This window comes from Caulobacter henricii, assembly GCF_001414055.1.
Classification (GTDB): Bacteria; Pseudomonadota; Alphaproteobacteria; order Caulobacterales; family Caulobacteraceae; genus Caulobacter; species Caulobacter henricii.
Window position 1 is genome coordinate 1,306,110 of record NZ_CP013002.1, and the last position, 23,480, is coordinate 1,329,589.

Annotated in this window: 18 protein-coding genes and 2 tRNA genes; 14 read left to right on the forward strand and 6 right to left on the reverse strand. The window is 66.5% G+C overall.

Going from position 1 to position 23,480, the window contains the following annotated elements; translation table 11 throughout:
* Positions 1-2: 2 nt before the first annotated feature.
* Together AQ619_RS06120 and upp are read left to right on the forward strand one after the other, a co-directional pair.
* Positions 3-2,180: a xanthine dehydrogenase family protein molybdopterin-binding subunit gene (locus AQ619_RS06120; RefSeq protein ID WP_062145495.1), complete on the forward strand. Its 2,178-nt coding sequence runs from the start codon at positions 3-5 to the stop codon at positions 2,178-2,180.
* Between the two features lie 105 nt (positions 2,181-2,285).
* On the forward strand, positions 2,286-2,915 hold the full coding sequence (gene upp, locus AQ619_RS06125) for a uracil phosphoribosyltransferase (RefSeq protein WP_062145497.1): 630 nt from the start codon (positions 2,286-2,288) through the stop codon (positions 2,913-2,915).
* Here upp and AQ619_RS06130 read toward each other — a convergent pair.
* Positions 2,912-3,814: a 5'-methylthioadenosine/S-adenosylhomocysteine nucleosidase gene (locus AQ619_RS06130; protein ID WP_062145499.1), complete on the reverse strand. Its 903-nt coding sequence runs from the start codon at positions 3,812-3,814 to the stop codon at positions 2,912-2,914. The genes upp and AQ619_RS06130 overlap by 4 nt on opposite strands.
* Positions 3,815-4,034: 220 nt before the next feature.
* On the opposite strand from AQ619_RS06130, the gene AQ619_RS06135 reads away from it, so the two are divergent.
* Positions 4,035-6,845 (forward strand): PAS domain S-box protein, encoded by a 2,811-nt coding sequence (locus AQ619_RS06135; RefSeq protein WP_062145502.1) that lies wholly within the window; start codon positions 4,035-4,037, stop codon positions 6,843-6,845.
* Positions 6,846-6,856: 11 nt separating this feature from the next.
* Here the strand turns inward: AQ619_RS06135 and AQ619_RS06140 are convergent, their stop codons facing one another.
* Positions 6,857-7,237: a DUF423 domain-containing protein gene (locus AQ619_RS06140; protein ID WP_062145504.1), complete on the reverse strand. Its 381-nt coding sequence runs from the start codon at positions 7,235-7,237 to the stop codon at positions 6,857-6,859.
* Between the two features lie 110 nt (positions 7,238-7,347).
* Here AQ619_RS06140 and AQ619_RS06145 point away from each other — a divergent pair, with 110 nt between their 5' ends.
* The 3 genes from AQ619_RS06145 to AQ619_RS06155 are packed head-to-tail and all read left to right on the forward strand — an operon-like array spanning position 7,348 to position 9,892.
* Positions 7,348-8,454 (forward strand): Rv3169 family protein, encoded by a 1,107-nt coding sequence (locus AQ619_RS06145; protein WP_062145506.1) that lies wholly within the window; start codon positions 7,348-7,350, stop codon positions 8,452-8,454.
* Complete coding sequence (locus AQ619_RS06150; protein ID WP_062145508.1) at positions 8,451-9,461, forward strand: phosphotransferase family protein; 1,011 nt, start codon at positions 8,451-8,453, stop codon at positions 9,459-9,461. The genes AQ619_RS06145 and AQ619_RS06150 overlap by 4 nt, the downstream gene beginning before the upstream one ends.
* A complete protein-coding gene (locus tag AQ619_RS06155) occupies positions 9,458-9,892 on the forward strand; it encodes a hypothetical protein (protein WP_062145510.1) in 435 nt (144 codons plus the stop codon). The genes AQ619_RS06150 and AQ619_RS06155 overlap by 4 nt, the downstream gene beginning before the upstream one ends.
* A gap of 3 nt (positions 9,893-9,895) precedes the next feature.
* Here AQ619_RS06155 and AQ619_RS06160 read toward each other — a convergent pair whose 3' ends face one another.
* From AQ619_RS06160 to rlmB, 3 genes are all read right to left on the reverse strand, one after another.
* Positions 9,896-10,639, reverse strand: a complete 744-nt coding sequence (locus tag AQ619_RS06160; protein WP_062145512.1) for a TerC family protein — start codon at positions 10,637-10,639, stop codon at positions 9,896-9,898.
* A gap of 41 nt (positions 10,640-10,680) precedes the next feature.
* On the reverse strand, positions 10,681-12,804 hold the full coding sequence (gene stpX, locus AQ619_RS19245; protein WP_062145514.1) for a stalk-specific protein StpX: 2,124 nt from the start codon (positions 12,802-12,804) through the stop codon (positions 10,681-10,683).
* 122 nt (positions 12,805-12,926) lie between these two features.
* Complete coding sequence (gene rlmB, locus AQ619_RS06170) at positions 12,927-13,751, reverse strand: 23S rRNA (guanosine(2251)-2'-O)-methyltransferase RlmB (RefSeq protein WP_062145516.1); 825 nt, start codon at positions 13,749-13,751, stop codon at positions 12,927-12,929.
* Positions 13,752-13,920: 169 nt separating this feature from the next.
* Here rlmB and AQ619_RS06175 point away from each other — a divergent pair.
* The 3 genes from AQ619_RS06175 to tuf all read left to right on the forward strand — a co-directional run bounded on the left by AQ619_RS06175 (position 13,921) and on the right by tuf (position 15,405).
* Positions 13,921-14,006 (forward strand) — tRNA-Tyr (locus AQ619_RS06175).
* An 80-nt stretch (positions 14,007-14,086) separates the two neighbouring features.
* Positions 14,087-14,160, forward strand: a tRNA-Gly gene (locus AQ619_RS06180).
* Between the two features lie 54 nt (positions 14,161-14,214).
* Complete coding sequence (gene tuf, locus AQ619_RS06185) at positions 14,215-15,405, forward strand: elongation factor Tu (protein WP_062145518.1); 1,191 nt, start codon at positions 14,215-14,217, stop codon at positions 15,403-15,405.
* 70 nt (positions 15,406-15,475) lie between these two features.
* Here the strand turns inward: tuf and AQ619_RS06190 are convergent, their stop codons facing one another.
* Positions 15,476-16,843 carry a serine hydrolase gene (locus AQ619_RS06190; RefSeq protein WP_062145520.1) on the reverse strand — a complete coding sequence of 456 codons (1,368 nt, stop codon included), beginning with the start codon at positions 16,841-16,843 and terminating at the stop codon, positions 15,476-15,478.
* 200 nt (positions 16,844-17,043) lie between these two features.
* Between AQ619_RS06190 and fdhD the strand changes: the two genes are divergently transcribed.
* The 5 genes from fdhD (at position 17,044) to AQ619_RS06215 (ending at position 23,206) form a co-directional block, all read left to right on the forward strand.
* A complete protein-coding gene (gene fdhD, locus AQ619_RS06195; RefSeq protein ID WP_084746202.1) occupies positions 17,044-17,859 on the forward strand; it encodes a formate dehydrogenase accessory sulfurtransferase FdhD in 816 nt (271 codons plus the stop codon).
* Positions 17,859-20,135 carry an FdhF/YdeP family oxidoreductase gene (locus tag AQ619_RS06200; RefSeq protein WP_062145522.1) on the forward strand — a complete coding sequence of 759 codons (2,277 nt, stop codon included), beginning with the start codon at positions 17,859-17,861 and terminating at the stop codon, positions 20,133-20,135. Before fdhD ends, AQ619_RS06200 begins: the two co-directional genes overlap by 1 nt.
* Before the next feature lie 54 nt (positions 20,136-20,189).
* A complete protein-coding gene (locus AQ619_RS06205; RefSeq protein WP_174515174.1) occupies positions 20,190-21,338 on the forward strand; it encodes a GNAT family N-acetyltransferase in 1,149 nt (382 codons plus the stop codon).
* 9 nt (positions 21,339-21,347) lie between these two features.
* Positions 21,348-22,274, forward strand: coding sequence for a hypothetical protein (locus AQ619_RS06210; protein ID WP_062145527.1), 927 nt, complete (start codon positions 21,348-21,350; stop codon positions 22,272-22,274).
* A 92-nt stretch (positions 22,275-22,366) separates the two neighbouring features.
* On the forward strand, positions 22,367-23,206 hold the full coding sequence (locus AQ619_RS06215) for a GIN domain-containing protein (protein ID WP_062145529.1): 840 nt from the start codon (positions 22,367-22,369) through the stop codon (positions 23,204-23,206).
* Positions 23,207-23,480: the final 274 nt, after the last annotated feature.

Below are 23,480 nucleotides of genomic sequence, written 5' to 3' on the forward strand. Positions count from 1 at the left end.
TCATGGACGGCGAAACGCTCCGCGATCCTACCCGCCGGCTGGTCCTGCAAACCGGGGCAGCGCTCGGCGGCGGCCTGATGCTCTCGTTCAGCCTGACACCCGCCAGCCAGGCCAGTGGGGCCAGCCCCTTGAGCGCCTATGTCCGGATCGCGCCGGACGGTGGCGTGACGATCGTCTCCAAGGTTCCGGAAGTGGGGCAGGGGATCAAGACCTCCCTGCCGATGCTGATCGCTGAAGAGCTCGACGTTGACTGGTCGGCCGTCACGGTCGAACAGGCCATTGCCGACACCAAGGTGTTCGGCCGCCAGGTGGCCGGCGGCAGCATGGCCACGACCCTGGAGTATGACGGCCTGCGCCGCGTGGGCGCTGCCGGTCGGGCGATGCTGATCGCCGCTGCGGCCACCCGCTGGGGCGTGCCTGCCGAGGCCTGTTCCACCGAGCCGGGCGCAGTGCTCCACACCCCCAGCGGTCGCCGCCTGGCCTATGGCGCGCTCGCCGAAGCTGCGGCGGCCCTGACACCGCCGGATCCCAAGACGCTGGTCCTGAAAGATCCCAAGACCTTCCGGATCATCGGCCAGCGCCATCCGGGCCGGGACCTCGATCGCATCACGACGGGTCAGCCCCTGTATGGCATCGATACCCGTCTGCCCGGCATGTTGTACGCGACCTTCGCCAAGGCTCCGACCTTCGGGGCCAGGGTGGCCAGTGTCGACCTGGCCCCGGCCCGCGCCGTCGCCGGCGTCCGGGACGCCTTTGTGGTCGAGGGCGGGACCAACCTGCAGAGCCTGATGCCCGGGGTGGCCGTGCTTGCAGACAGCTGGTGGGCGGCCCGCAAGGGGCGAAGTGCGCTCGACATCAAGTGGGCCGATCACCCGACTGCCGGTCAGAGCAGTGCCGGCTTCGCCGCCAGGGCCGCCGAGCTGGCCAAGGCCCCGCCCCACCGCACCCTGCGGGCGGACGGCGATACGGAAGCGGCCTTCAAGGGCGCAGCCAAGGTGGTCAGCGCCGCCTACAGCTATCCCTTCATCGCCCATGCCAGCCTTGAGCCGCAGAACTGCACGGCCAGTTTCAAGGACGGCAAGGTCGAGATCTGGGCTCCGACCCAGAACCCGGAGAGCGGACGCAAGCTGGTGGCCGCGGCGCTCGGGATTACCGAAGCCGACATCACGATCCATCTGATCCGCATCGGCGGGGGCTTTGGCCGGCGGCTGATGAACGACTACATGGTCGAGGCCGCCGTGATCTCGAAAAAGGCCGGGGCCCCGGTCAAGCTGGTCTGGACCCGCGAAGACGACACCCAGCATGACTTCTACCGGCCGGGCGGCTGGCACAACTTCACCGCAGGCCTCGACGCCAAGGGCGATCTGGTCGGCTGGCGGGACCATTTCGTGACCTTTGGCGAGGGCGAGCAGTTCGCCACGGCCGCCGGCATGAATGCCACCCAGTTTCCCTGCCGCGCGGTGGCCAATTATCGGCTCGATGTCTCGGTCATGCCCCTGGGCGTCCCGACAGGGTTTCTGCGGGCACCGGCCAACAATGCCTTCGGTTTCGTGATCCAGAGTTTCATCGACGAACTGGCGGTTGCGTCCAGGCAGGATCCCGTCGCCTTCCGTCGCAAGCTGCTGGGCGAGCCGCGCCTGCTGGGCGAAGCCGGGCAGGGCGACGCCTTCCACACCGGCCGCATGCGTGGTGTGCTGGATCTTGTCGCCGAAGAGTCCGGCTGGGGCCGCAAGACGGCCAAGGGGACCGGCCTCGGCATATCCTGCCACTACAGCCATCTGGGCTATGTGGCTGTGGTCATGGAGGTTTCTGTCGCCAAGGGCGGGGAACTGAAGATCAAGAAGGTCTGGGCGGCGGTCGATGTGGGCTCGCAGATCGTCAATCCGGGCGGGGCCGAGCAGCAGGTCCAGGGCTCGATCCTCGATGCCATCGGCAGCACCCTGCACCAGGCGATCACCTTCGAAGGCGGTGCCACGGTCCAGGGCAACTATGCCGACCATCCCCTGCTGCGCATGACCGAGGCCCCGCCGATCGAGGTGCATTTCAAGCTCAGCGACAACCGGCCCACCGGTCTGGGCGAGCCGGCCTATCCGCCGGCTCCGGCCGCCCTGTGCAATGCGATCTTCGCGGCCACGGGCAAGCGCATCCGCTCACTGCCGATCGGGGATCAACTGACCTGAGCTCCAGGCCTCCGCGCGACGTTTGCAGGTCCGCCTGAAACGGCTATCGGGTGACGGGAGGCTCAAGATCCTTGGGTCCTGAGCCGCTCACAGCAAGGTCATGCCATGTCCACAGTCACGATCGTCAGCCATCCGCTGGTGCAGCACAAGCTGACGCGGATGCGGGACAGGACAACCTCGACCAAGACCTTCCGTGCCCTGATGCGCGAGACGGCGACCCTGATCTGCTATGAGGTGACCCGCGACCTGCCGTTGGACGAGGTGCAGATCGAGACCCCGGTGGCACCGACCACGGCGCGCGAAATCGCCGGCAAGAAGCTGGTCTTCGCGCCGATCCTGCGGGCCGGTCTCGGCATGGCAGAGGGCATGCTGGACCTGGTGCCCTCGGCCCGGGTCGCCCATGTCGGCCTCTATCGCGATCCGGAGTCGCTGGAGGCGGTCGAGTACTACTTCAAGGCCCCCCAGGACATCGCCGGCCGTCAGGTCATCGTCGTTGACCCGATGCTGGCCACCGGCCATTCGGCCATTGCCGCCATTTCGCGGCTGAAGGCAGCCGGAGTCACCGACCTGCGGTTTGTCTGTCTGCTGTCAGCCCAGACCGGCATCGACAATCTGAGCGCCGCCCACCCAGACGTGCCGATCTGGACGGCGGCCATCGATCCCGAACTCAATGACCATGGCTATATCGTCCCCGGTCTCGGCGATGCAGGCGACCGGACCTTCGGTACCCGCTAGTTCGGCAAGGCCTTGACGAAGGCCTTTACGACGCTGGCCGAATTGTCTGAGGCCAGCTGCAGGAAGGTGTGCATCTCGTTGGCCTCATCGCCGCCGCCCGCCAGGTCCGACAGGCTCCGGAAGGCGATGAAGGGCGCGCCATTGGCATAGGCGACATGGGCGACGGCGGCGCTCTCCATGTCGACGACCCGGGCCTGAAAGGTCGCGCGGGCATATTTGCGGTAGGCGGCATTGTCGAGGAAGACCGGGGCAGAGATGCCGTTGCCACCGACTACAACCTTGGGGGCATGGACCAGGCATTGGCTGGCCACGCAGCGGGACAGTGGCGCGGTCGGGGCGATCGCGCGTGCCGTTTCCAGCATGGTCTTGTCGACCGGGAACCAGCGACGCCGTTCGGGCGGCGCGTCACCGCGGGCAATCATGATCGAGCGGGGGATCATCATGCCGAAGGCCGGCAGGTCGTCATTGCGCATGGACGCCGAGAGCTGGAAGCCGCTCTCGGTCTCTCGGGCAAAGGCCGTCTCCAGGTTCTGGCTCCACTGGTCGGCGACGATCACGTCACCGATGTCGAGGCTCTCGTCGACCCCGCCGGCGATCCCCGAAAAGACGATGCGGCTGATGTTGAAGCGGTCCAGGGCCAACTGGGTGGTCATGGCGGCATTGACCATGCTGACGCCGCTGAGGAACAGCACGACAGGCTTGCCCTCCAGTTCGCCCGTCACGAAGGTGACGCCTGCCGCCGTATAGCGCTTTTGGTTCTGGGTGGCCGAGGCCAGGGCCTTCAGCTCGGGCGGGAAGGCGGACATCACCGCAATGCGTGGCGCTTCATCGAAGCGCTCGGCGGCTGAAGCCGGCAGTACGGCGATCAGGCACAGGGCCAAGGCGGCAAGCAGGCGCATTTCGAAACTCGCTGGGACCAGAGGGTCTACGCCAGCACGGCGTTGAAGGCCTGGACATAGCCCGTCGCCGGTTCTGGGCCAATTGTCGATGGACTGACCTGGCCCTGGGCACAAGCGCAGCCCTCCTGGCCGGAACACCATCGCCAAACGACTGAGATAGAACTCCCGGCATCAAACAGTGCTTTAGTGGGAGGTGTCAGTGTGATTCATAATGGTTCGAATGCCATCCCGCCCGACTTGGAATCCGCTGGCCCTTCAAGTCGCTGCTGCCGCCGTCCTCGGTGTGTTGGTGGCCTTGCTGGCCTATGTCTGTATCGAGCTTCCCCGTGATCTGAAGCAGATCGCGCCGCTCTGGCTGGCCAATGCGGTCGTGCTGACAGTGTTGCTCCGCACGGATCGACAGCGATGGCCCCTGTTGATCGCCTTTGCCCTGGCGGGAAACATCGCCGCCAGCCTGCATGCCGGCGGCCAGATTCCCGTGGTGCTGGGACTGAGCGCCGCCAACGGCCTGGAATATCTGCTGGCGGCCACGGTCCTGCGCCATCAGCTAGGCCGCGACCTGGATGTCAGTCGGCCGCGTGACCTGACCTGGATCGCCCTGATCTGCGGCCTTGTCGCGCCCTTGGCCTCAGGTCTGGTCGCTGCCACGGTCCTCTTTATGGGCCGCGCCGTCGATCCCGGACATACCCTGATCAATTGGGGCCTGGCCAACGCCCTGGGCCTGATGCTCCTGACGCCCTGCCTGCTCGCCACCCGGCAGGCGCGGGCCTTGCTGGCCGAGCGGCCGATCACCCGCAATGGGGTGATCGCGCTGGTGGTGCTGGTCCTCACCGTCCTGCTGGTTTTCACCCGACCCCGCTATCCCTTGCTGTTTGTCATTCCACCGGTGCTGGCCTTTGTGGCTCTGGAGATGGAATTGCTCGGCGCGGCGGCGGGCATTGTGATCCTTACCCTTTTGTCGATCGGCTTCACGGCCCTGGGCCTTGGACCCATCGCGCAGTTTGCCCAGGCACCTGCCGAACGGTCGCTGCTTCTGCAGATCTTTCTGGTCGTGGCGGTCTTTGCCGCCCTGCCTCTAGCAACGATCAATGCCCAGAGGCGTCGCCTGCGCGATGTGGCCCAGGAGCAGAAGCAATGGGCGGAAATGGCCGAAACCCTCGCCGGCGTCGGCTATTGGCGACATGATCTGGCCACCGATGCGATCACCTGGTCAGAACAGATGTACGTGATCTTCGGCGTCGAGCACGGCACCTCGGTTTCTGGTGGCCGGTGGCTGGAGTCGATCTATCCGGATGATCGCACCGAGGCCCAGAACCAGTATTTGGCGCTTCTCGAGTCAAGGTCATCCAGCACGACGATCCTGACCCGGATCATACGCCCGACCAGCGAAATCCGTTATCTGACCGGCAACATGGTGGTTGAGCGCAATGCTGATGGCCAGCCTGTCACCATCTTCGGCGTCCTGAAGGATGTCACCCTCCAGAGAGCGGCCGATCGTGCCATCGTGGAAAGTGAAGCCCGCTTCCGGATGCTGGCCGAAAATGGCAGCGACGTTCTCGCCCACTCCGGCCTGGACGGCCGGTTCACCTATGTGTCGCCGTCGGTGGAGCTTCGTCTGGGCTACCGGCCCGAGGAACTGATCGGGCGAAGCACGCTCGATTTCATTCACCCGGACGATGTTGCCTCCGTCCAGCAGGCCGTCCGCGCCCAGATTGAGAGTCGCGGGACAGCCCAGCCCGAACGGGTCGAGTATCGATCCCGACACAAGGACGGGCGAGAGATCTGGTTCGAGGCTCGCCCAACCCTGGTGCTGGATCCGGCCACGGGCAGGATCGACGGGGTCACCGACATCATCCGGGACATCACCCATCGCAAGCGCCTGGAACAGGAGTTGCGTCAGGCCCGAACCGATGCCGAGGCGGCGGCCACCGTGAAGGGCGAGTTCCTGGCCAATATGAGCCACGAACTGCGGACGCCGCTGACGGCGGTTCTCGGATTCACCCAGCTGGTCGAGGCCCAGCCGGAACTCAGCGAGATGACGCGGGCCTATGTCGATAGGGTCTCGAATGCGGGCAAGGCCCTGCGCGCGACCGTCAACGACATCCTGGACTTCTCCAAGCTCGAGGCCGGTCAGGTTGACATCAAGCCACGCCCCATTTCGCCGGCGGAACTGGCCCGTGAGGCCATGGAGCTCTTCGAGGCCCAGGCCCGCAACAAGGACCTCGTCCTGACCCTTTCTGGCCTCGACCGGACGCCCGAGCGTGTGCTGGTGGATCCCGACAGGCTCAGACAGATCTTGCTCAATCTGATCGGCAATGCCGTGAAGTTCACCGACCAGGGCGGGATCGAGGTCGTTGGGAGCTTTGACCCGCTCCGCGAGCGCCTTGGCTTCTCGGTCATCGACACCGGGCCCGGCATGCCGGCCGACCGGGTGGGCGAGCTGTTTCAGAGATTTTCCCAGGTCGATGGCTCCCTGACCCGCAAGCATGGCGGGACGGGTCTGGGACTGGCCATCTGCAAGGGCCTGGCCGAGGCCATGGGCGGCCAGATCGGTGTCGACAGCCGCGAAGGCGAAGGGTCGCGGTTCTGGTTCGAGATCCCCGCCCCGGAAGTCGATGCGGAGGAGGTCGAGGGCTATGACAGCGAGCAGAGCCTGTTCCTGCCCGACAGCTGCCGGGTCCTGATCGTCGATGACAACCGCGCCAATCGTGAACTGGTCCGGGCCATTCTGGGTCCCTTTGGTGCCCAGATGACCGATGCGGCCGACGGCGACGAGGCTATCTCGAGCGCCAGTGAGGCCCCCTTCGACGTGATCCTGATGGACCTGCGCATGCCCAGGGTCGATGGCCGCTCGGCCGCCGTCCGGATCCGCCAGGGGGGGCGCAACGCCAGAACGCCGATCCTGGCTTTTTCAGCCGATGCCTCGACCCTGGCGGTCGACGATGTCTTCGACGGCCAGATCGTCAAGCCGGTCTCGACCCAGGGCCTGATCGTGACCCTCGCCAAGACCCTGGCGACCGGCCGGGTCTGAAGGTCCGCGGGCTAGTCGGACTCCGGCAGACGGAAGGCGCGCCAGGCCAGCAGGGCCCATCCCGCCAGGAAGGCCAGGCCGCCCAGCGGTGTTATGGCCCCCAGCAGCCGGGGCGCGCCCAGGGCCATGGCATAGAGGGAGCCCGAGAAGATCAGGGTTCCGGCCAGGAACAGGCCGGCGACCAGGCCCATGCTGCGGGCCCCTGCGCGGCTGAGGCCAAAGGCGGCGAACACCGCCAGGGCGTGGACGATCTGATAGTGAGCTCCGGTTCTCAGCCATTCCGCCGGTCTGGCCGCTTCGACCCCGTGGGCGGCAAAGGCCCCCAGGGCGACCGCGCACAGGCCGCTCAGGGCCGCCAGGCCGGTCCAAGTCTTGGGTGTCCAGCCCGGCATCGGCTTACGCTCCGTCACGGTTGCAATCGCTGGCCGCGACCTTAACGTTGTTCACCTGCCCGTAAAGCCGCTCCCTGAGAGAGCCAGGCGCGGGCAGTCGGGAGGACGGCATGGCGCTCACCTGGGGCGACGACTATCCGATTCACCAGACGCCGGAGCCTGTGGCCTATGCCGGCACGGATCGGAACTTCTATGACCGCTATTTCTTCAACGGCTACGCCCTCGACGGGGACGGTAGCGACCTGTTCTTCGCTGCGGCGTTCGGCATCTATCCGCATCTGAACATCGCTGATGCCGCCTTCTGCGTCATGAAGGACGGCCGGCAAGTCAATCTCCATGCCAGCCGCTGGCTGAACATGGAGCGCATGGACCTCAACGTCGGCCCCATTCGCATCGAGGTTCAGGTCCCGCTGCAACGCCTGAAGCTGGCGGTTGAAGCCCCGGACGAGGGGATCCGCGCCGAGATCGTCTTCGAGGGCCGGGCCTTTCCGATTGAGGAGCCGCGGTTCATCCGGCGCAATGGCCCGCGCACCTTCATGGACTATACCCGCCTGACCCAGAACGGCCGTTATAGCGGCTGGATCGAGGTCGACGGCGTCCGTTCCAGTGTCGATGGCCATGTCGGGACGCGAGACCGCTCCTGGGGTGTGCGCCCGATCGGCATGCGCGACCCACAGGAGGCCGCACCGCCCCTGCCCATGCAGTTCTTCTGGCTATGGTCGCCCTGCAATTTCGACGATGGCGGTCTGTTCTTCCATACCAATGATGACGACCTCGGGCGTCCCTGGAACCGCAGGGCCCTTTGGCTGGGCGACGGCGGCCGGGAGGACGGGGAGGGCGAGTTCGAACAGTCGGTCTGCGCCATCGACTGGCGCTCAGGGGCCCGGCACGCCCGCGCGGCGACCCTAGATCTGGGCGCGGGCGGGCAATTGTCCATCGCGCCCCAGGCCGAGTTCTACATGCTGGGTCTCGGCTACGGCCACCCGGTCTGGGGGCACGGCCTCAATCATGGGGCGCTGAAGGTGGCGCGCGAGGACTTCGTGACCGCCGACCTTGACCGGCGCATGCCCCATCACCTCCATGTCCAGGCTCTGAGCCGGGTCACCTTTACCGACGCCGAGGGGCGCACCCGGATCGGGCGCGGCGTCTTCGAGCAGCTGGTCCTGGGCCCCCACGCGCCTTCGGGCTTCAAGTCGATCCTGGATCTTGCCCCATGACCCTGGCCGAGCGGCTCGAAGCCTATCTGACCCGTCATTTCGCGACACCGACCGTCGTGCGGGATCTGTCCCGCATACCGGGCGGGGCCAGTCGCGAGACCTATCGCTTTGATGCGATTGTCGACGGGCAGGTCCGTCCGCTGATCCTGCGGCGCGATCCGCCCGCCAGCCTGATCGAGACCGATCGCAGCCTGGAATATCTGGCCTTCGAGTCCTTCCATGACCGCGCGCCGGTGCCCAAGCCCATCGTCCTGGAATCGGAAGGCGCTGAGCTGGAGCGTCCCTTTTTCATCATGACCCGCATCGACGGTGGTGCGGCGGCCTCGCCCTTCACCGTCCAGCCCTACGGCCCCCACGCCCAGGCCATCGGGGAGGCCTTTTTCGGGGCCCTGGGAGCCATTGCAGCAACCGAGCCGGCGGGGCTGCCCCTGGCCAGGGCGGCGATCGCCCCGGAGGCGGAAGATTGCTGGCGTGTGGCGCTGGATCACTGGTCCGCCGTGATCGAGGCCGATGAGCAGCATCCCCAGCCGATCGTGCGGGCGGCGATCCGCCGTCTGCGTCGGGCACCGCCGCCGCCGGCCGCCGCTGTTCGGGTGGTGCATGGCGACTATCGCACCGGCAATTTCCTGCATGACGGCCAGGGCAGGATCCTGGCCATCCTTGACTGGGAAATGGCCCATCTGGGAGATCCACTGGAGGACCTGGCCTGGGCGATCGATCCCCTCTGGGGCCATTATGACGAGGGGCGGGTCACCGGGATGATCCCTCGCGCCGAAGCCCTGGCGATCTGGAGCCGAACCAGTGGCCTGGCGGTCGATCCGGCGGCCCTGGCCTGGTGGGAGTTGTTCAGCGCCGTAAAAGGTCAGGCGATCTGGACCTCGGCGGCGCGGGAGTATCGCGACGGCGGCTTCAAGGACCCGGTCCTCGCAATTTCCGGCTGGTACACCGCTCGCCGGCACGATCAGATCCTGGCCGCTGGCCTCATGCGACTGGAGGGCCTGTCATGACCCCGAGCCTGCCCGATATTCTGGTCGGCAACTTCCTGTGCGTCGCCGAGCCGCCGCCGCCGGAGTCTGCCGGTGAGTTCATGGCCGGCAAGGTCGCCGTGGTGGCCCTGCTGTCGCTGCTGGCGGCGCAGGAGGCCGAGCGCGGGCTCGCGGCCAGGGTCTGGGAAAACGCCACCCTGCGCGCCGTGCTGAATGAGGCTGCGCCGGTTTATGGTCAAGCCTTTGCCGCAGCCGCCTCCGACGCCCCGGACGGCGACTTCACCCTGGCGGCCCTGGATCGCAGCAATGCGGTCCTGCGGCGGTCGCTGATCGCCCTGCATGAAGTCGTCGAGGTCGCCCGCGATACCGCAAGGGACCAGGCCATCCTGCGCCTCTATCAGGACATGGCCCACGCCCGGCGACTGGACATGCCGCCCTTGCCGGGGCGCTAGGCTCTATTTCTTGTGCTTGAGGTGTTCGGCCTGTTCTTCGGGACCGATGTCGAGGAAGGCCGGCGCAGCTGCGTTGTATTGGCCGGTCCCGTTGAGATCCATGACCACGCTGCGGTGGCCCTGCCAGATCATGTGCACGGCCACATAGAGCACGATGGCCAGACCGACGAAGCCGATCCAGCGATGCTTTTGCAGCAGGCTGGCGATGGCCGAGGCGGCGACGCCCATCAGGATGATCGAGAGCAGCAGGCCAAAGACCAGGATGCCGGGATGTTCCCGGGCAGCCCCGGCCACGGCCAGGACATTGTCGAGTGACATCGAAACGTCCGCGATCAGCACCTGGATGAAGGCCTGCTTGAAGCTCTTCACGGGCTTGGCGCGGGGCTCGGTCGTGGGGTCGTCATCGATGGACGCGACAGCGTCGGCCTGGTCGTGGGTGGCCTGCTCGCGCAGCTCCCGCCACATCTTCCAACAGACCCAGAGGAGCAGGACTCCGCCGGCCAGGAGCAGGCCGATGACGCCCAGCAGCCAGGTGGTGATCAGGGCGAAGCCGATCCGCAGAACGACTGCCGCCCCCAGACCATAGAGGATGACCTTGCGGCGATCCTTGAGCGGCAGGCCGCCGGCCGCGAGGCCGACTGCGACAGCATTGTCGCCGGCCAGCACGAGGTCGATCATCAGAACTTGCAGGAAGGCCATGAACGGGCCTTCCAGCCCGCCCGCCTGGGCGATCAGAGTGTCAAACATGACCCCTCATGCGGCAGGGCGGGCGGCGTTGCAAGTCCGACCTAGTGGTGGGCGGGCTCCAGTTGCTTGCCGTGGTGCGCGTCGTGGCCGTGATCGGCCGCAGCGTGACCGTCATGCGCATGGGCGTCGTGGCCGTGGTCATCGTGGCCATGATCGTCGCCATGAGCCTCATGGCCGTGAGCGTCATGGCCATGGTCGTCGTGGTGACCATGATCATCATGACCCGCAACCGGGGTAGCGGCGGCCACAGGCGTCACATGGGCGACGTGTGCGGCCGGGGCATGCGGATCCGGATGGGCAGCCGCATGCGGATCGGCGGCCTGGCCATGATCGTCGTGGGCATGATCATCATGACCATGGTCGTCATGGCCGTGCTCGCCATGGGCTGCATGGTCGTCATGATGGCCGTGGTCATCATGGCCGGACACCGGCGTCGCAGCGGCGGGGGCTGCAGCGACAGGGGCCACATGGGCGACGTGATGGGCCGCGCCATGGTCGTCATGGCCATGGGCGTCGTGACCATGGCTGTCGTGGCCGTGTTCGTCATGACCGTGGGCCGCGCCGTGGTCGTCGTGTCCGTGGTCGTCATGGCCATGCTCGCCGTGGTGAGCATGATCGTCATGGTGGCCGTGATCATCATGGCCGGAAACCGGCGCGGCAGCGACCGGCGCGACATGGGCGACGTGATGGGCGGCACCGTGATCATCATGACCGTGGCCGTCATGGCCGTGATCGTCATGACCATGCTCGTCGTGCGAGGGGGCAGCATGACCGTGGTCGTCGTGGCCATGGTCGGCGTGGCCGTGATCATCATGGCCATGGGCGTCGTGGCCATGGTCATCGTGAGCATGGCTGACCGCCGTGGCCACAGCCGCACCGGTGGCCGCGGCGACCATCGGATTGACATAGGACACATGGGCCGTGGTCGGGCCGCTATCGGCCTCCATCTCGTTGCGGCCATAGTCGGTGAGCGTGCGGAACTTGCGGCGCTGCTCGGCCTTTTTGCGGCCGGCGGCGGCATTGCGCGAGATGATCGCCAGGATAAGCACGGCGAGCAGAACCAGGGCACCGCCCAGAACCGACTTCAGAGGCGTAGCACCCAGGCCGGGCAACGTCACCTTGCCGTCGAGGCCCGGGAGATTGAGCTTCGCCAGCAGACCGCTGGTCTTGGCCTTGGCTTCTTCCTTCAGCGGGGCGACCCGCTTGACGATCTCACCCAGGGAGAAGGCCTGGCTCGGCTTCACGCCGTTCAGTTCGACGCCGAAGTCCGACTTCAGTTCGCCCTTGGCATCCGCACCGGGCTTGACCTGCCAGGCAAAGCTGGTCGGCTCGCCGGGCTTGATCACCGCAGTCTGCTGACCGCTCGGGGTGACCTCATAGCCTTCGCCTTCCAGCTTGGCATAGGCGCTGGTGGACTTAGCGGCCTTGCCGAGGCCGAGTTTCGCGGCCTGGGCCTTGATCAGGTCGCCGAGGGTGGCGGGCAGGGACAGGGTGACCTGTCCCGCCTCGCCCTTGCCCAGGCTGTCTCCAGCAACCAGGACTGCACCCTTGGTGGCTTCCGGGGCCACGGCGGACTGAAGCTGATCCAGCTTGGTGACCGGCTTGGTCGCGACGGCGGCCGGGATGGCCGGGGTCGGAGCCTTGGCCAGCGGCGCGGCCGGCTGGGCCGGTGCGGCGGCCTTGATCACCGGCGCGGGGGCGGGGACGGTCGCCGGCTTGACTGCGGCGATGGTGGTGGGCTTGGCGGCCGGCTTCGCGGCGGGAGCCGGCGACGATGCGGTGCGGTTGGCCGGTGCTGCGGCAGGGCGCGGGGCGTAGCGAACCGCGCGACGTTCCTTGGGATTGGCGATCGGACGCATGGCCGTGACCAGGGTGCCGTCCGGGCGACGCCAGGTCTTGAGGTGGGCGTTGGAGCTGGGCGGGAGGACGGTGGCGGACGGAGCGGCCTTGGGTGCCGAGGCCGAGGCCCCAAGCAGACCGTCCGGCGCCGCTCCGGCGTCCGGGGCCGGTGGAGCCCCCATCAGATCCGGCGCAGTCGCCGCACCCGATCCGGTCTGGGCCGAGGGCGTTGTGGTGTCCACATCGCCCGCGCCACAACCAGCCAGTACCAGGACGCTGAGTGCCGAAGCACTCAGAGCCGCCAAACGCGTATGTCGTCCAAACATCGGGTCCCCCGATCCCATGCTAGATTCCCCCCACCGAGCAGCGCTCGCGGAACACTAGTCCGTGAGGAAAGCATGAGCTTGCGACGAAATCAAAACGGTTAAGCGAGATTCACGAATTGAATTCACCCCCGACGGGAAATTCGCGACGTCTCATAGAGTGCAATCGCCGCCGCGGCCGAAACATTCAGGCTTTCAAACCCGCCCGGCATGGCGATTTTTCCCATGGCATCACAGTGTTCCGCCACCAGTCGGCGGACACCTTCACCCTCCGAGCCCAAAACGAGTACGGTCGGGGTTCCGTCCAGAACCACCTCGAGGGTTTCCTCGGCTTCGCCGGCCAGGCCGATCGCGCGCCAGCCGAGCTCGGCCAGTTCTTCGAGGGCGCGGGACAGATTGACCACGCGTGCATAGGGCGTCTTGTCGATGGCCCCGACGGCCGTCTTGGCCAGCACGCCCGAGAGGGTGGGGGCGTGTCGGTCCTGCAGGATCACCCCCCGCGCACCGAAGGCGGCGGCCGACCGGAAGATGGCACCGACATTCTGCGGGTCGGTGATCTGGTCCAGCATGACCAGAAAGCCCTCCGCAGGCGTGCCCAATTCAAAGATCGACAGGGGTTCCGGCTCGTCGATCTTCAGGGCCAGGCCCTGGTGTGCCGCGCCCTGGGGCAGCTGACGTGCGATGTCGGGACCTTCCAGGATCTGCAGACAGGGCAGCTTGGCCAGGTGGGGCGCGAGTCGTTTGGCCCGGTCAGGGGTGGCCAACAGACGCTTCGGCGCGGGGCGCGCAGGGTTGGCCAGGGCCGCCTCAACGGCGTGAATCCCCCAAATCCAGTCCTTTTCGTCGTTTCCGCCCTTCGAAAAGCCTTGTTTATTCCGTGACTTGTGAGGAAAATCACGTCCTGACGCAGAAGGCTTCCGGCGGTCGTTGCGTTCGGAATGAGAGGACACTATAAGACGCGCTCCGATTTGGGGCCCTGAGGGTTTCCGCGAGCCAGGACGGCGCTGCTTTAGCACTGACCGTCCGAGTTCAAGGAGGCCTTTGTTCCTTTTTCGTGACGACCGGTTCGCCGGGCGTGGCGCAAGAGGAGGGTCGCATCGCGGTTGCTCAACGCGCGCTGGGGGAATGTCCCGAGTGGCAAAGGGGGGGGACTGTAAATCCCCTGGCGTACGCCTTCGTAGGTTCGAGTCCTACTTCCCCCACCACGCGCGTTGAACCGCTGTGAAGCGATCGCCACAGGACGCCAAAGCCAGAGACCGGGAGCCGACCGCGACCCCGCAGCTAGGCGGGTATAGCACAGTGGTAGTGCAGCAGCCTTCCAAGCTGAGGATGCGGGTTCGATTCCCGCTACCCGCTCCAAGCTCCCTCAATAACGACATTCATTCATAGCCGCCGGCGCGCAAGGTAGAGACCATGGCCAAGGAAAAGTTCGAACGCACTAAGCCGCACTGCAACATCGGCACCATCGGTCACGTTGACCATGGCAAGACGACGCTGACGGCTGCGATCACCATCACGCTGGCCAAGTCCGGCGGCGGCAAGGCGATGAACTACGCCGACATCGACGCTGCGCCGGAAGAAAAGGCCCGCGGCATCACGATCAACACCGCGCACGTGGAATATGAGACGGCCAACCGTCACTATGCCCACGTCGACTGCCCCGGCCACGCCGACTATGTGAAGAACATGATCACCGGCGCGGCGCAGATGGACGGCGCGATCCTGGTGGTTTCGGCCGCTGACGGCCCGATGCCCCAGACCCGCGAGCACATCCTGCTGGCCCGTCAGGTCGGCGTTCCGGCCCTGGTCGTCTACATGAACAAGGTCGACCTGGTCGACGACGAAGAGCTGCTGGAACTGGTCGAGATGGAAGTGCGCGAGCTGCTTTCGTCCTATGACTTCCCGGGCGACGACATTCCGATCACCAAGGGCTCGGCCAAGGTCGCCATCGACGGTGGCAACCCCAAGATCGGTGAAGAGTCGATCTTCGCGCTGATGCAGACGGTTGACGACTACATCCCGCAGCCGGCCCGTCCGCTGGACCTGCCGTTCCTGATGCCGGTCGAAGACGTGTTCTCGATCTCGGGCCGCGGCACCGTGGTCACCGGCCGTATCGAAAAGGGTATCGTCAAGGTCGGCGAAGAAGTCGAAATCGTCGGCATCCGTCCGGTTCAGAAGACGACCTGCACGGGCGTCGAAATGTTCCGCAAGCTGCTGGACCAGGGCCAGGCTGGCGACAACGTCGGCGTTCTGCTGCGCGGCACCAAGCGCGAAGACGTCGAGCGCGGCCAGGTTCTCTGCAAGCCGGGTTCGATCACCCCGCACACGAAGTTCGTGGCTGAGGCCTATATCCTGAACAAGGAAGAAGGCGGCCGTCACACCCCGTTCTTTACCAACTATCGCCCGCAGTTCTACTTCCGCACGACGGACGTCACCGGGATCATCAAGCTGCGCGAAGGCGTGGAAATGATCATGCCGGGCGACAACGCCGAGCTGGACGTCGAGCTGATCACCCCGATCGCCATGGACCAGGGCCTGCGCTTCGCCATTCGCGAAGGCGGCCGTACGGTCGGCGCCGGCGTGGTTGCCAAGATCGTCGAGTAATCGACCGGTCTTCAGCGACAAGCTGATCTAAGCGAAGGCCCCGGCGGAAACGCCGGGGCCTTTTGCTGTTCTAGGGCTTGTCGGCCACGCGGGGCGCTTCCATGTCGCGACCGCCCTGGTGGAGCACGAGCGCCGTGGCCGGCTTGTCACCGGTCTGCTTGAAGCTGATCCGGGCGTCGAGGCCCACCGCCTGGAACTCGCCTGGGGCGGTGGCGACGATCTGGATCGGCCCCTGGCCGGTGGCCTGGGTGATCAGCCTGTCCCCGTCGCGGAACACCTTGAGAATGAAGTTCGGTGCCAGGGCGTAGGACCCGACATAGGTGTCCACGGTCGCCTTCGGTACGGCTATGGCCTTGGGGAGCGCGTAGGTCCCGAAGCACAGGCCCGCCAGGTTGTTGGCCATCGGCGTCGAGGGTGCGGCCTGGAAGTTCGACAGCACAATCGTGACCAGGCCATCCTTGGGGTATCGGTTCATCGCGGTGCTGAAGCCGTTGATGCCGCCATTGTGCGACACCCGCTCATGGCCGTCCTGCACGGCGATGCCCCAGCCGAAGCCGTAGTGCTCGAGGTTCTCGGTCCAGGCCGCCTTACGCGAGGCCTCGGTCAGGATCTTGCCGTCCGTCAGGGCGGTGTTCCAGATCAGCAGGTCATCGACGGTCGAATAGAGCGAGCCCGCCGCATAGGGCAGGGTCATGTCCAGATAGTCGGCGTTGCGCCAGCCGCCCTTGCCCGGCTCATAGCCCGAGGCGCGTTTGGGCAGGACATCGCCGCTGACATCGTAACCGGTGCTCTTCATGCCAAGCGGCTGGAAGATGTGCTGGCTCAGATAGCCGGCATAGGTCTGGCCGGAAGCCTTTTCGATGATGTAGCCCAGCAGGATGTAGCCGGTGTTGTTGTAGGCGAACTTGCTGCCCGGCACGAACTCCAGCGGCTTGTCCTGGGTAAGCCTGACGATCTCCTCGGGCTTCAGCGGCTTCTTGGACGCACCGTTCTCGAAGAAACCCGGGAGGCCGGTGTAGCTGGGAATGCCCGAGGTATGGTTCAGCAGGTGTCTGATCGTGATCTTCGACCAGGCGGCGGGGGCCGGGGCGTAAAACTTCGATACCGGATCATCGATCGACAGCTTGCCGGCCTCGGCCAACTGCAGGATCGCAGTCGCGGTGAACTGCTTGGTGAGCGAGCCGAGGCGGAACTTGGTTTCGGGCGTGTTGGGAATATCCCATTCGCGGTCGGCGGCTCCGTAGCCTGCGCGCAACAGGGGGACACCGTCCTTGGCCACCAAGACGGTGCCGCTGAATACCCCGTTGTCCACTTGCTGGACGACCAGAGCCTGGGCCTGGCTGGCGAAATCAGGTGTCGCGCAGCCTGGGCCGGCGGCCAAGGCAGGTCCGGCCATCAGCAGGCCCGTCGCGCCGAGCGCCAGCATCGAGATTTTCATGAGATCGTCCCCTGGGTTGAAGCCCAAGCATCACCTTGCGGCAGCTGCACCGCAATTTAAGGATGTGTAACCTTGGGTACCCTCTCATCCCTGACCCGTCCTGCGGCGCTTTGTGCTCTCCAGCCTCGCCTTGACACGGCCGACCTCGCGGCCAGCAATTGTCGTGACGGGGGGGCGCGCGGCGCGATAGGCTGGTGATCATGCCGATGCCCTCCGTTACCCACCGCGCCGCCGTCCAGTGGCGGGCCGGTGCCGAGATCCAGCTCCTTGAACGCGCCGTGCCCGACGAGGTCGCGGTGGGGCTGTCGTTCAACGGCCGACCTCACACGGTGCTGATGGCGACGCCGGCCGATATCGAGGATCTGGCGCGGGGCTTCACTCTGACCGAGGCCATCGCCGGGGCGGGCGATATCCTGGCGATCGAGATCACCGAGGCAGAGCTCGGCCTGATGGCCGACGTGCGGCTGGCTCCTGCAGCCGCCCCGCGCAAGGCCCGGCCACGCACCCTGGAGGGACGGTCCAGCTGCGGGCTGTGCGGCGTGCAGCGTTTGACTGACGCCGTGCGGCCCTTGCCGCAGGTTGGCGAGGGCAGGGCCGTGGCGCATCAGGCGATCCAGCGGGCGTTGGACGCCCTGGCCGAAGCCCAGACCCTGGGCCGGCTGACGCGGGCGACCCACGCCGCCGCCTTCGCGGATGTTGAAGGGCGCATCCTGCTGTCGCGCGAGGACGTGGGCCGGCACAACGCCCTGGACAAGCTGGCCGGGGCGATGGCCGCCAGCGGTCTCGACGCCGACGCCGGCTTTGTTCTGGTGACCAGCCGCTGCTCGTTCGAGATGATCGAGAAGACCGTCCGTATCGGCTGCCCGATCCTGGTGGCGGTGTCGGCGCCCACCGATCTGGCCATCCGCAAGGCGGAGGAGGCGGGTCTGACCCTGGTGGCCCTGGCCCGGTCTGACGGCCACACGGTGTTCACCCGCCCCGACCGCCTGGTCGAAGTCGCGTTGGAGAGCGCCTGATGGCTGATGCCAAGATCCCGGGCGTTCGCGCCTATGACGGCCCCGCCGGGGGCTGGGGCGCACTGAAGGCCGTCGCCGGCGCCCTGGGCGATCAGGCCACGGTGATCGAGGGCGGACGCACCCTGCTGTCGGCCAACCAGCCCGAGGGCTTCGACTGCCCCGGCTGCGCCTGGCCCGACCCCAAGCACACCAGCTCGTTCGAGTTTTGCGAAAACGGCGCCAAGGCCGTGGCCTGGGAAGCGACCAGCAAGCGTGCTTCGCCCGAGGTGTTCGAACGTCACACGGTGAGCGAACTGCTGACCTGGAGCGATCACGCCATCGAGGATCTGGGCCGATTGACCGAGCCCATGGCCTATGACGCCGCCAGCGACCGCTATCTGCCGATCAGTTGGGACGAGGCTTTCGCGCGGACCGGTTCGGCCTTGCGGGCCTTGGACAACCCCAACCAGGCGGAGTTCTACGCCTCAGGCCGGGCCTCCAACGAGGCGGCGTTCCTCTATCAGCTGCTGGGCCGCCGGTTCGGGACCAACAATTTCCCCGACTGCTCCAACATGTGCCACGAGCCGACCAGCGTCGGCCTGCCGGACTCGATCGGTATGGGCAAGGGCTCGGTGACGCTGGAGGACTTCGACCACGCCGACCTGATCCTGTGTTTTGGCCACAATCCCGGCACCAACCATCCCCGGATGATGGGAACCCTGCGCGAGGCGTCCAAGCGCGGCGCGGCGATCCTGGCCTTCAATCCGCTGCGCGAACGTTCATTGGAAAAGTTCGCCTCGCCCCGGGACGCGATGGAGATGGCGACCCTGTCGTCCACCCCTATCGCCTCGGCCTACTACCAGCTGACCATCGGCGGCGACGCCCTTGCGGTGCAGGGCATGATGAAAGCGGTTCTGGCCCTGCAGGCCGTGGATCGCGACTTCATCTCCGAGCACACCGCCGGCTTCGAGGCGCTGGTCGAGGCGCTGGAGGCTCTGAGCTGGGCCGAAATCGAGGCGGGCTCAGGCCTGTCGCGCGCCCAGATCGAGGAGGCCGCCGGCGTCTATGCGCGGTCCAAGGCCACGATACTCTGTTACGGCATGGGGCTGACCCAGCACCGGGACTCCTCGGGCACGGTGCAGCAGCTGGTCAATCTGCTGCTGCTGAAGGGCAATATCGGCCGGCCGGGGGCGGGGATCTGTCCTCTGCGGGGTCACTCAAACGTTCAAGGCGCGCGCACGGTCGGGGTGGCCGAGAAGCCGGTGCCAGCCCTGCTGGACTCCCTGCGCGACGTGTTCGGCTTCGAGCCGCCGCGCGCTCACGGCCACACGGTAGTCGAGGCCATCGAGGCGATGGAGCGGGGTGAGGCAAAAGTCTTCCTGGGGCTGGGGGGCAATTTCGCGGTGGCTGCACCCGATCCGATCCGCACCTTTGCCGCCATGCGCCGGCTGGATTTCGCCGTCCATATCGCCACCAAGCCCAACCGCACCCATCTGCTGGTCGGCCAGGAGAGCCTGCTGCTGCCGTGTCTGGGCCGCACCGAGATCGACATCCAGGCCGGCGGCCGCCAGGCGGTGACGGTCGAGGACTCGATGTCCATGGTCCACGCCTCAAAGGGCCTGAACGCGCCGGCCTCGGACCAGCTGAAGTCGGAGCCGGCCATCGTCGCCGGCATCGCCAGGGCCGTTCTGGGCGGGGATGACGCCGTCGACTGGTCGGGACTGGTCGCCGACTATGACCGCATCCGCGACCTGATCGCCCGCGTTTTTCCGGGCACCTTCGACAACTATAATGAGCGCATCCGCGTTCCCGGCGGTTTCCGTCTGCCGGTGCCGCCGTCGGACCGGATCTGGAAGACCGCCTCGGGCAAGGCCAACTTCATGGCGCATGCGCCGAAGGCCGGGGATCCCCGTCAAGGCGATCCCGATGTGATGATCCTGACCACCCTGCGCAGCCACGACCAGTACAACACCACGATCTATGGCCAGAATGACCGCTATCGCGGGGTGTTCGGCCGGCGCGACGTGGTGTTTGCCCATCCCGACGACATCGCCGCGCGGGGACTGTCTTCCGGCGACCGCATCGATCTCGCCGCCGCCTTCGACAGCAGCGGCGAGCGGGTGGTGCGCGGCTTCACCGTGGTGGCGCGTGACCTGCCCCGGGGCTGCCTGGCCGCCTACTATCCCGAGACCAATATCCTGGTCGAACTGGAGGATCGCGACACGCGCAGCGGCACCCCGGCATACAAGTCCGTGCCGGTCCGGCTGCGCGCTGCGCGGGACGGGGCCTGCAACTAAAGCGGTTGTTAGGAAAGGTCGCTGTAACCTCCCGCAACTTTGGAGGAGCGGGCTTTGCGCGACGGGGTTTCCGTGGAGGCGGTAAAGGTGTCAGAGCTGGGCACGCTCGAACGCGCCCGGTGGAACGCCCTGCGTCTGGCCAATCCCTTGCTGGGCAGCCCCTATTTCGACCTTCGCTACCTTGACGTCGCCGGCCAGATCGCGCCCGGCGCGGCCATCGCCGTGATCCGGCGGGGCGACCAGATCGAGGGTTTCCTGCCGTTCCAGCGGCGTGGCCTACTGATCCAGCCCCTGGCCGCGCCGATGAGCGACAGCCATGGCCTGGTCGCGTCCGCAGACACCAGCCTGGACCTGGCTGACATCCTCAGAAAGCTCGGTGCCGACCGCGCCCGTTTTGGTGGATTGATCGGTCCAGGAACGAACGAGGGGCGCGGTCTTTCGGTGCGCCACGCCATGGCCGCCGACCTCTCTGACGGTTTCGCGGCCTATGAGGCCGGTCGCAGCGCGGGGTTCCTCAAGGACAAGCGCCGGCGGCTTCGGGCGCTCGAGCGTGACCACGGGGCCGTGAGCTTCAGCTTCAGTGCCCCCACCGCCGCGATGCTGGACCGGATTATCGCCGGAAAGCGCCAGCAGTTTCGTCGGACCCACCAGTACGACATCTTCGCCTGCGGCTGGACCGGCGCCCTGCTGCACCGCCTTGCCGGGGCTGGGGAAGCCGACTTTGGCCTGAAGCTGGCGGTTCTGCGCGCCGGAGACGCGATCGTCGCGGCCGAGCTGGGCCTGACCAGCGGAGATCGCCATCACCTGTGGTTTCCGATCTACGATACGGCCTATGCGCGCTATTCGCCGGGCAGTCTGATGACCCTGGAAACCCTGCGCGTCGCTGCGGAGCAGGGGATTGCCAGGGTTGATTTCGGACCCGGCGGCGAAGCCTACAAGCGCGATTTTGCCGAGCCGGCCGAGCCGGTGTTCGAAGGCATGATCCATACACGTCCCCGAGCCGTCGGACGGACCGGCATTTCTGGGCTGACACGCCTGTCGCGCCGTTTTGACAGCATCACCGGCTGTGAGCCGGGGCTGGTGGGGCAGGTGCGGGGCGCTTCCTCCTTTGTCACGGCCATGTCGCGGCGCCATCCGCGCGTCGGGGCGGGCGTCGGCCTTGGGGTCGGCATTGGTCTCAGCCTCTCTCTTTTGGCCGAATAGGGAGCTTTCGTGCCCGATCTGATCGCCGCCTGGTCGCCCGAGCAAAAGAACGCCTTCGGCAAGACGCCAATCACCTTTCAGCACAAGCTTCCGGAGTCGCGTCTGTTTGAGGACGAGGCCCTGGCGCGGGTGCTCGACGCCTATCCGGCCGAACTCTACGACATCAACCTGTTCGACTTCGACGCCGACGGCCAGCACACCATGCGCACCGGCGCGCGGGGGCGGCGTTCGGGGCGGGAGGTGCTTGAGGGCGTCAAGGAAGGGCGCATCTGGGTGCAACTGCGACGGGCCGAGTCCTGGTATCCGAAACTGGGCCCACTCATCGAGGAGGCGTTTGCCGGGATTTCGGGTCAGGCGAAGGGCTTCAGGCCGATCCAGCTGAATGGCCAGCTGATCCTGTCGGCGCCTGGTGCCAAGGTGCCGTTTCACGCCGATGCGCCCGGGGTGGTGTTGTTCCACCTGCGCGGCCGCAAGCGGATCTGGATCTATCCGCCGGACGAGACTCACATGCCCCAGAAGGGCATGGAGAACATCCTGCTCAAACAGCAGACCGAGGACTTGCCCTACCGCCGCGAGATGGACGCCGCCGCTCAGGTCTTCGACCTGGAGCCCGGCCTGGCCGCCGCCTGGCCGCTGCACGCGCCGCACCGGATCGAGAACCTCGGGACGTTCAATGTCTCGTTGTCGGTGGACTATCAGACCTGGGAGTCCCGCCTGATCAATGGTGCGCACTATGCCAACGGCGTGTTCCGGCGCTGGGGCCTGCCCGTGGCGGCGATGGGCAAGACCCCGGCCTTGGCCCGGGCCGCCCTGTGGGCAGCGTCTCTGGGCTTGAAACGCGCGCGTCTGGTCGAGGACCGGATCAAGGGCTTCGAGCGCAGTTTCGAACTGGGAATGGACGCTCCGCCTGAAACGCGACTTCGGGCCGAAACATGACAACGCGCTCATGACGACTAATTAAGTCGTCTCGCCCGGCCTGCGCCGTTAGCTTTCCCTCATCAACGCCATCCGACAGGGGAAATATCTCGATGCGCGCACTTCTTGTTCTGGCCGCCGGCGCGGCCGCCCTGGGTTTCGCGGGTGCCGCCTCGGCCGCCCCTTCGGTGCGGATCAAGGATGCCGTCGCCCGCGTCGTGGTGATCCCCGAGGCCCGCACGGACATCAAGGTCGAGTTTCTCACCACCAACAAGAGCCTGCCGCTGACGATCCGTCAGAATGGCGCGGACGTGACCGTCGATGGCGATCTGCGCCTGAACCGGATCCATGCCTGCAACACCGCCATGGGCAGGACCACGGTCAAGGTGCGCGGGGTCGGCGAGGTGAACTGGGATGACTTCCCGCAGATCGTCATTCGCACTCCCATGCAGGCCGAAGTGTCCGCCAGTGGCGCGGTCTTCGGTAGCATTGGCCGCAGTGACAGGCTTGAACTGGCCAATGCCGGCTGCGGTGACTGGGTGGTGGCCAATGTGAAGGGCGGCCTGGAAGTCAGCCAAGCGGGTTCCGGTGACACCAGCACCGGGACGGCAGGTTCTGCTGAAATCAATATCGCCGGTTCCGGCAATGTGCGGACCCAGGAAGTCGCCGGTGATTTCACCGTGGCCATCGCGGGCTCCGGCAATGCGGGCGCGGCCAGTGTCGGCGGCAAGGTGGACATCAGCATCGCCGGGTCGGGTGATGTGTCGATCTCCGGGGGGCGCGCCACGTCCATTGATGTCAGCATCATGGGCTCCGGCGACGTGAACCATGACGGTGAAGTGGGCGATGTCGATGTCTCGGTGGCCGGATCGGGCGACGTGCGCATCGCCCGGGCCACAGGCCGGGTCAGCAAGTCGGTTGCCGGGTCAGGCGACGTCTTTATCGGCCACTAGGGCCTCCGGCCGCAGGGCCTTACTCACACTCTATATACAGCGTGCACGTTCTCAGGTCCCGGGGCTCCCCTCCCGTGGACCTGAGGGCCATGCCAGGGGAGGCGGCTTCCCGGATCGATAGAGCGCCATGCGCCAGCGATCCAAGACGCCCGGGGTCCAGCCCCAGTCACACACGCTCCATCTATCAATCAATCCCTCCCTCCCTCACTCAGCTGGCTCGGCATGAGCCCGGTACGGCCTGCCAGGACCAGGCGCGCGAAGGCTTTTGACAGCG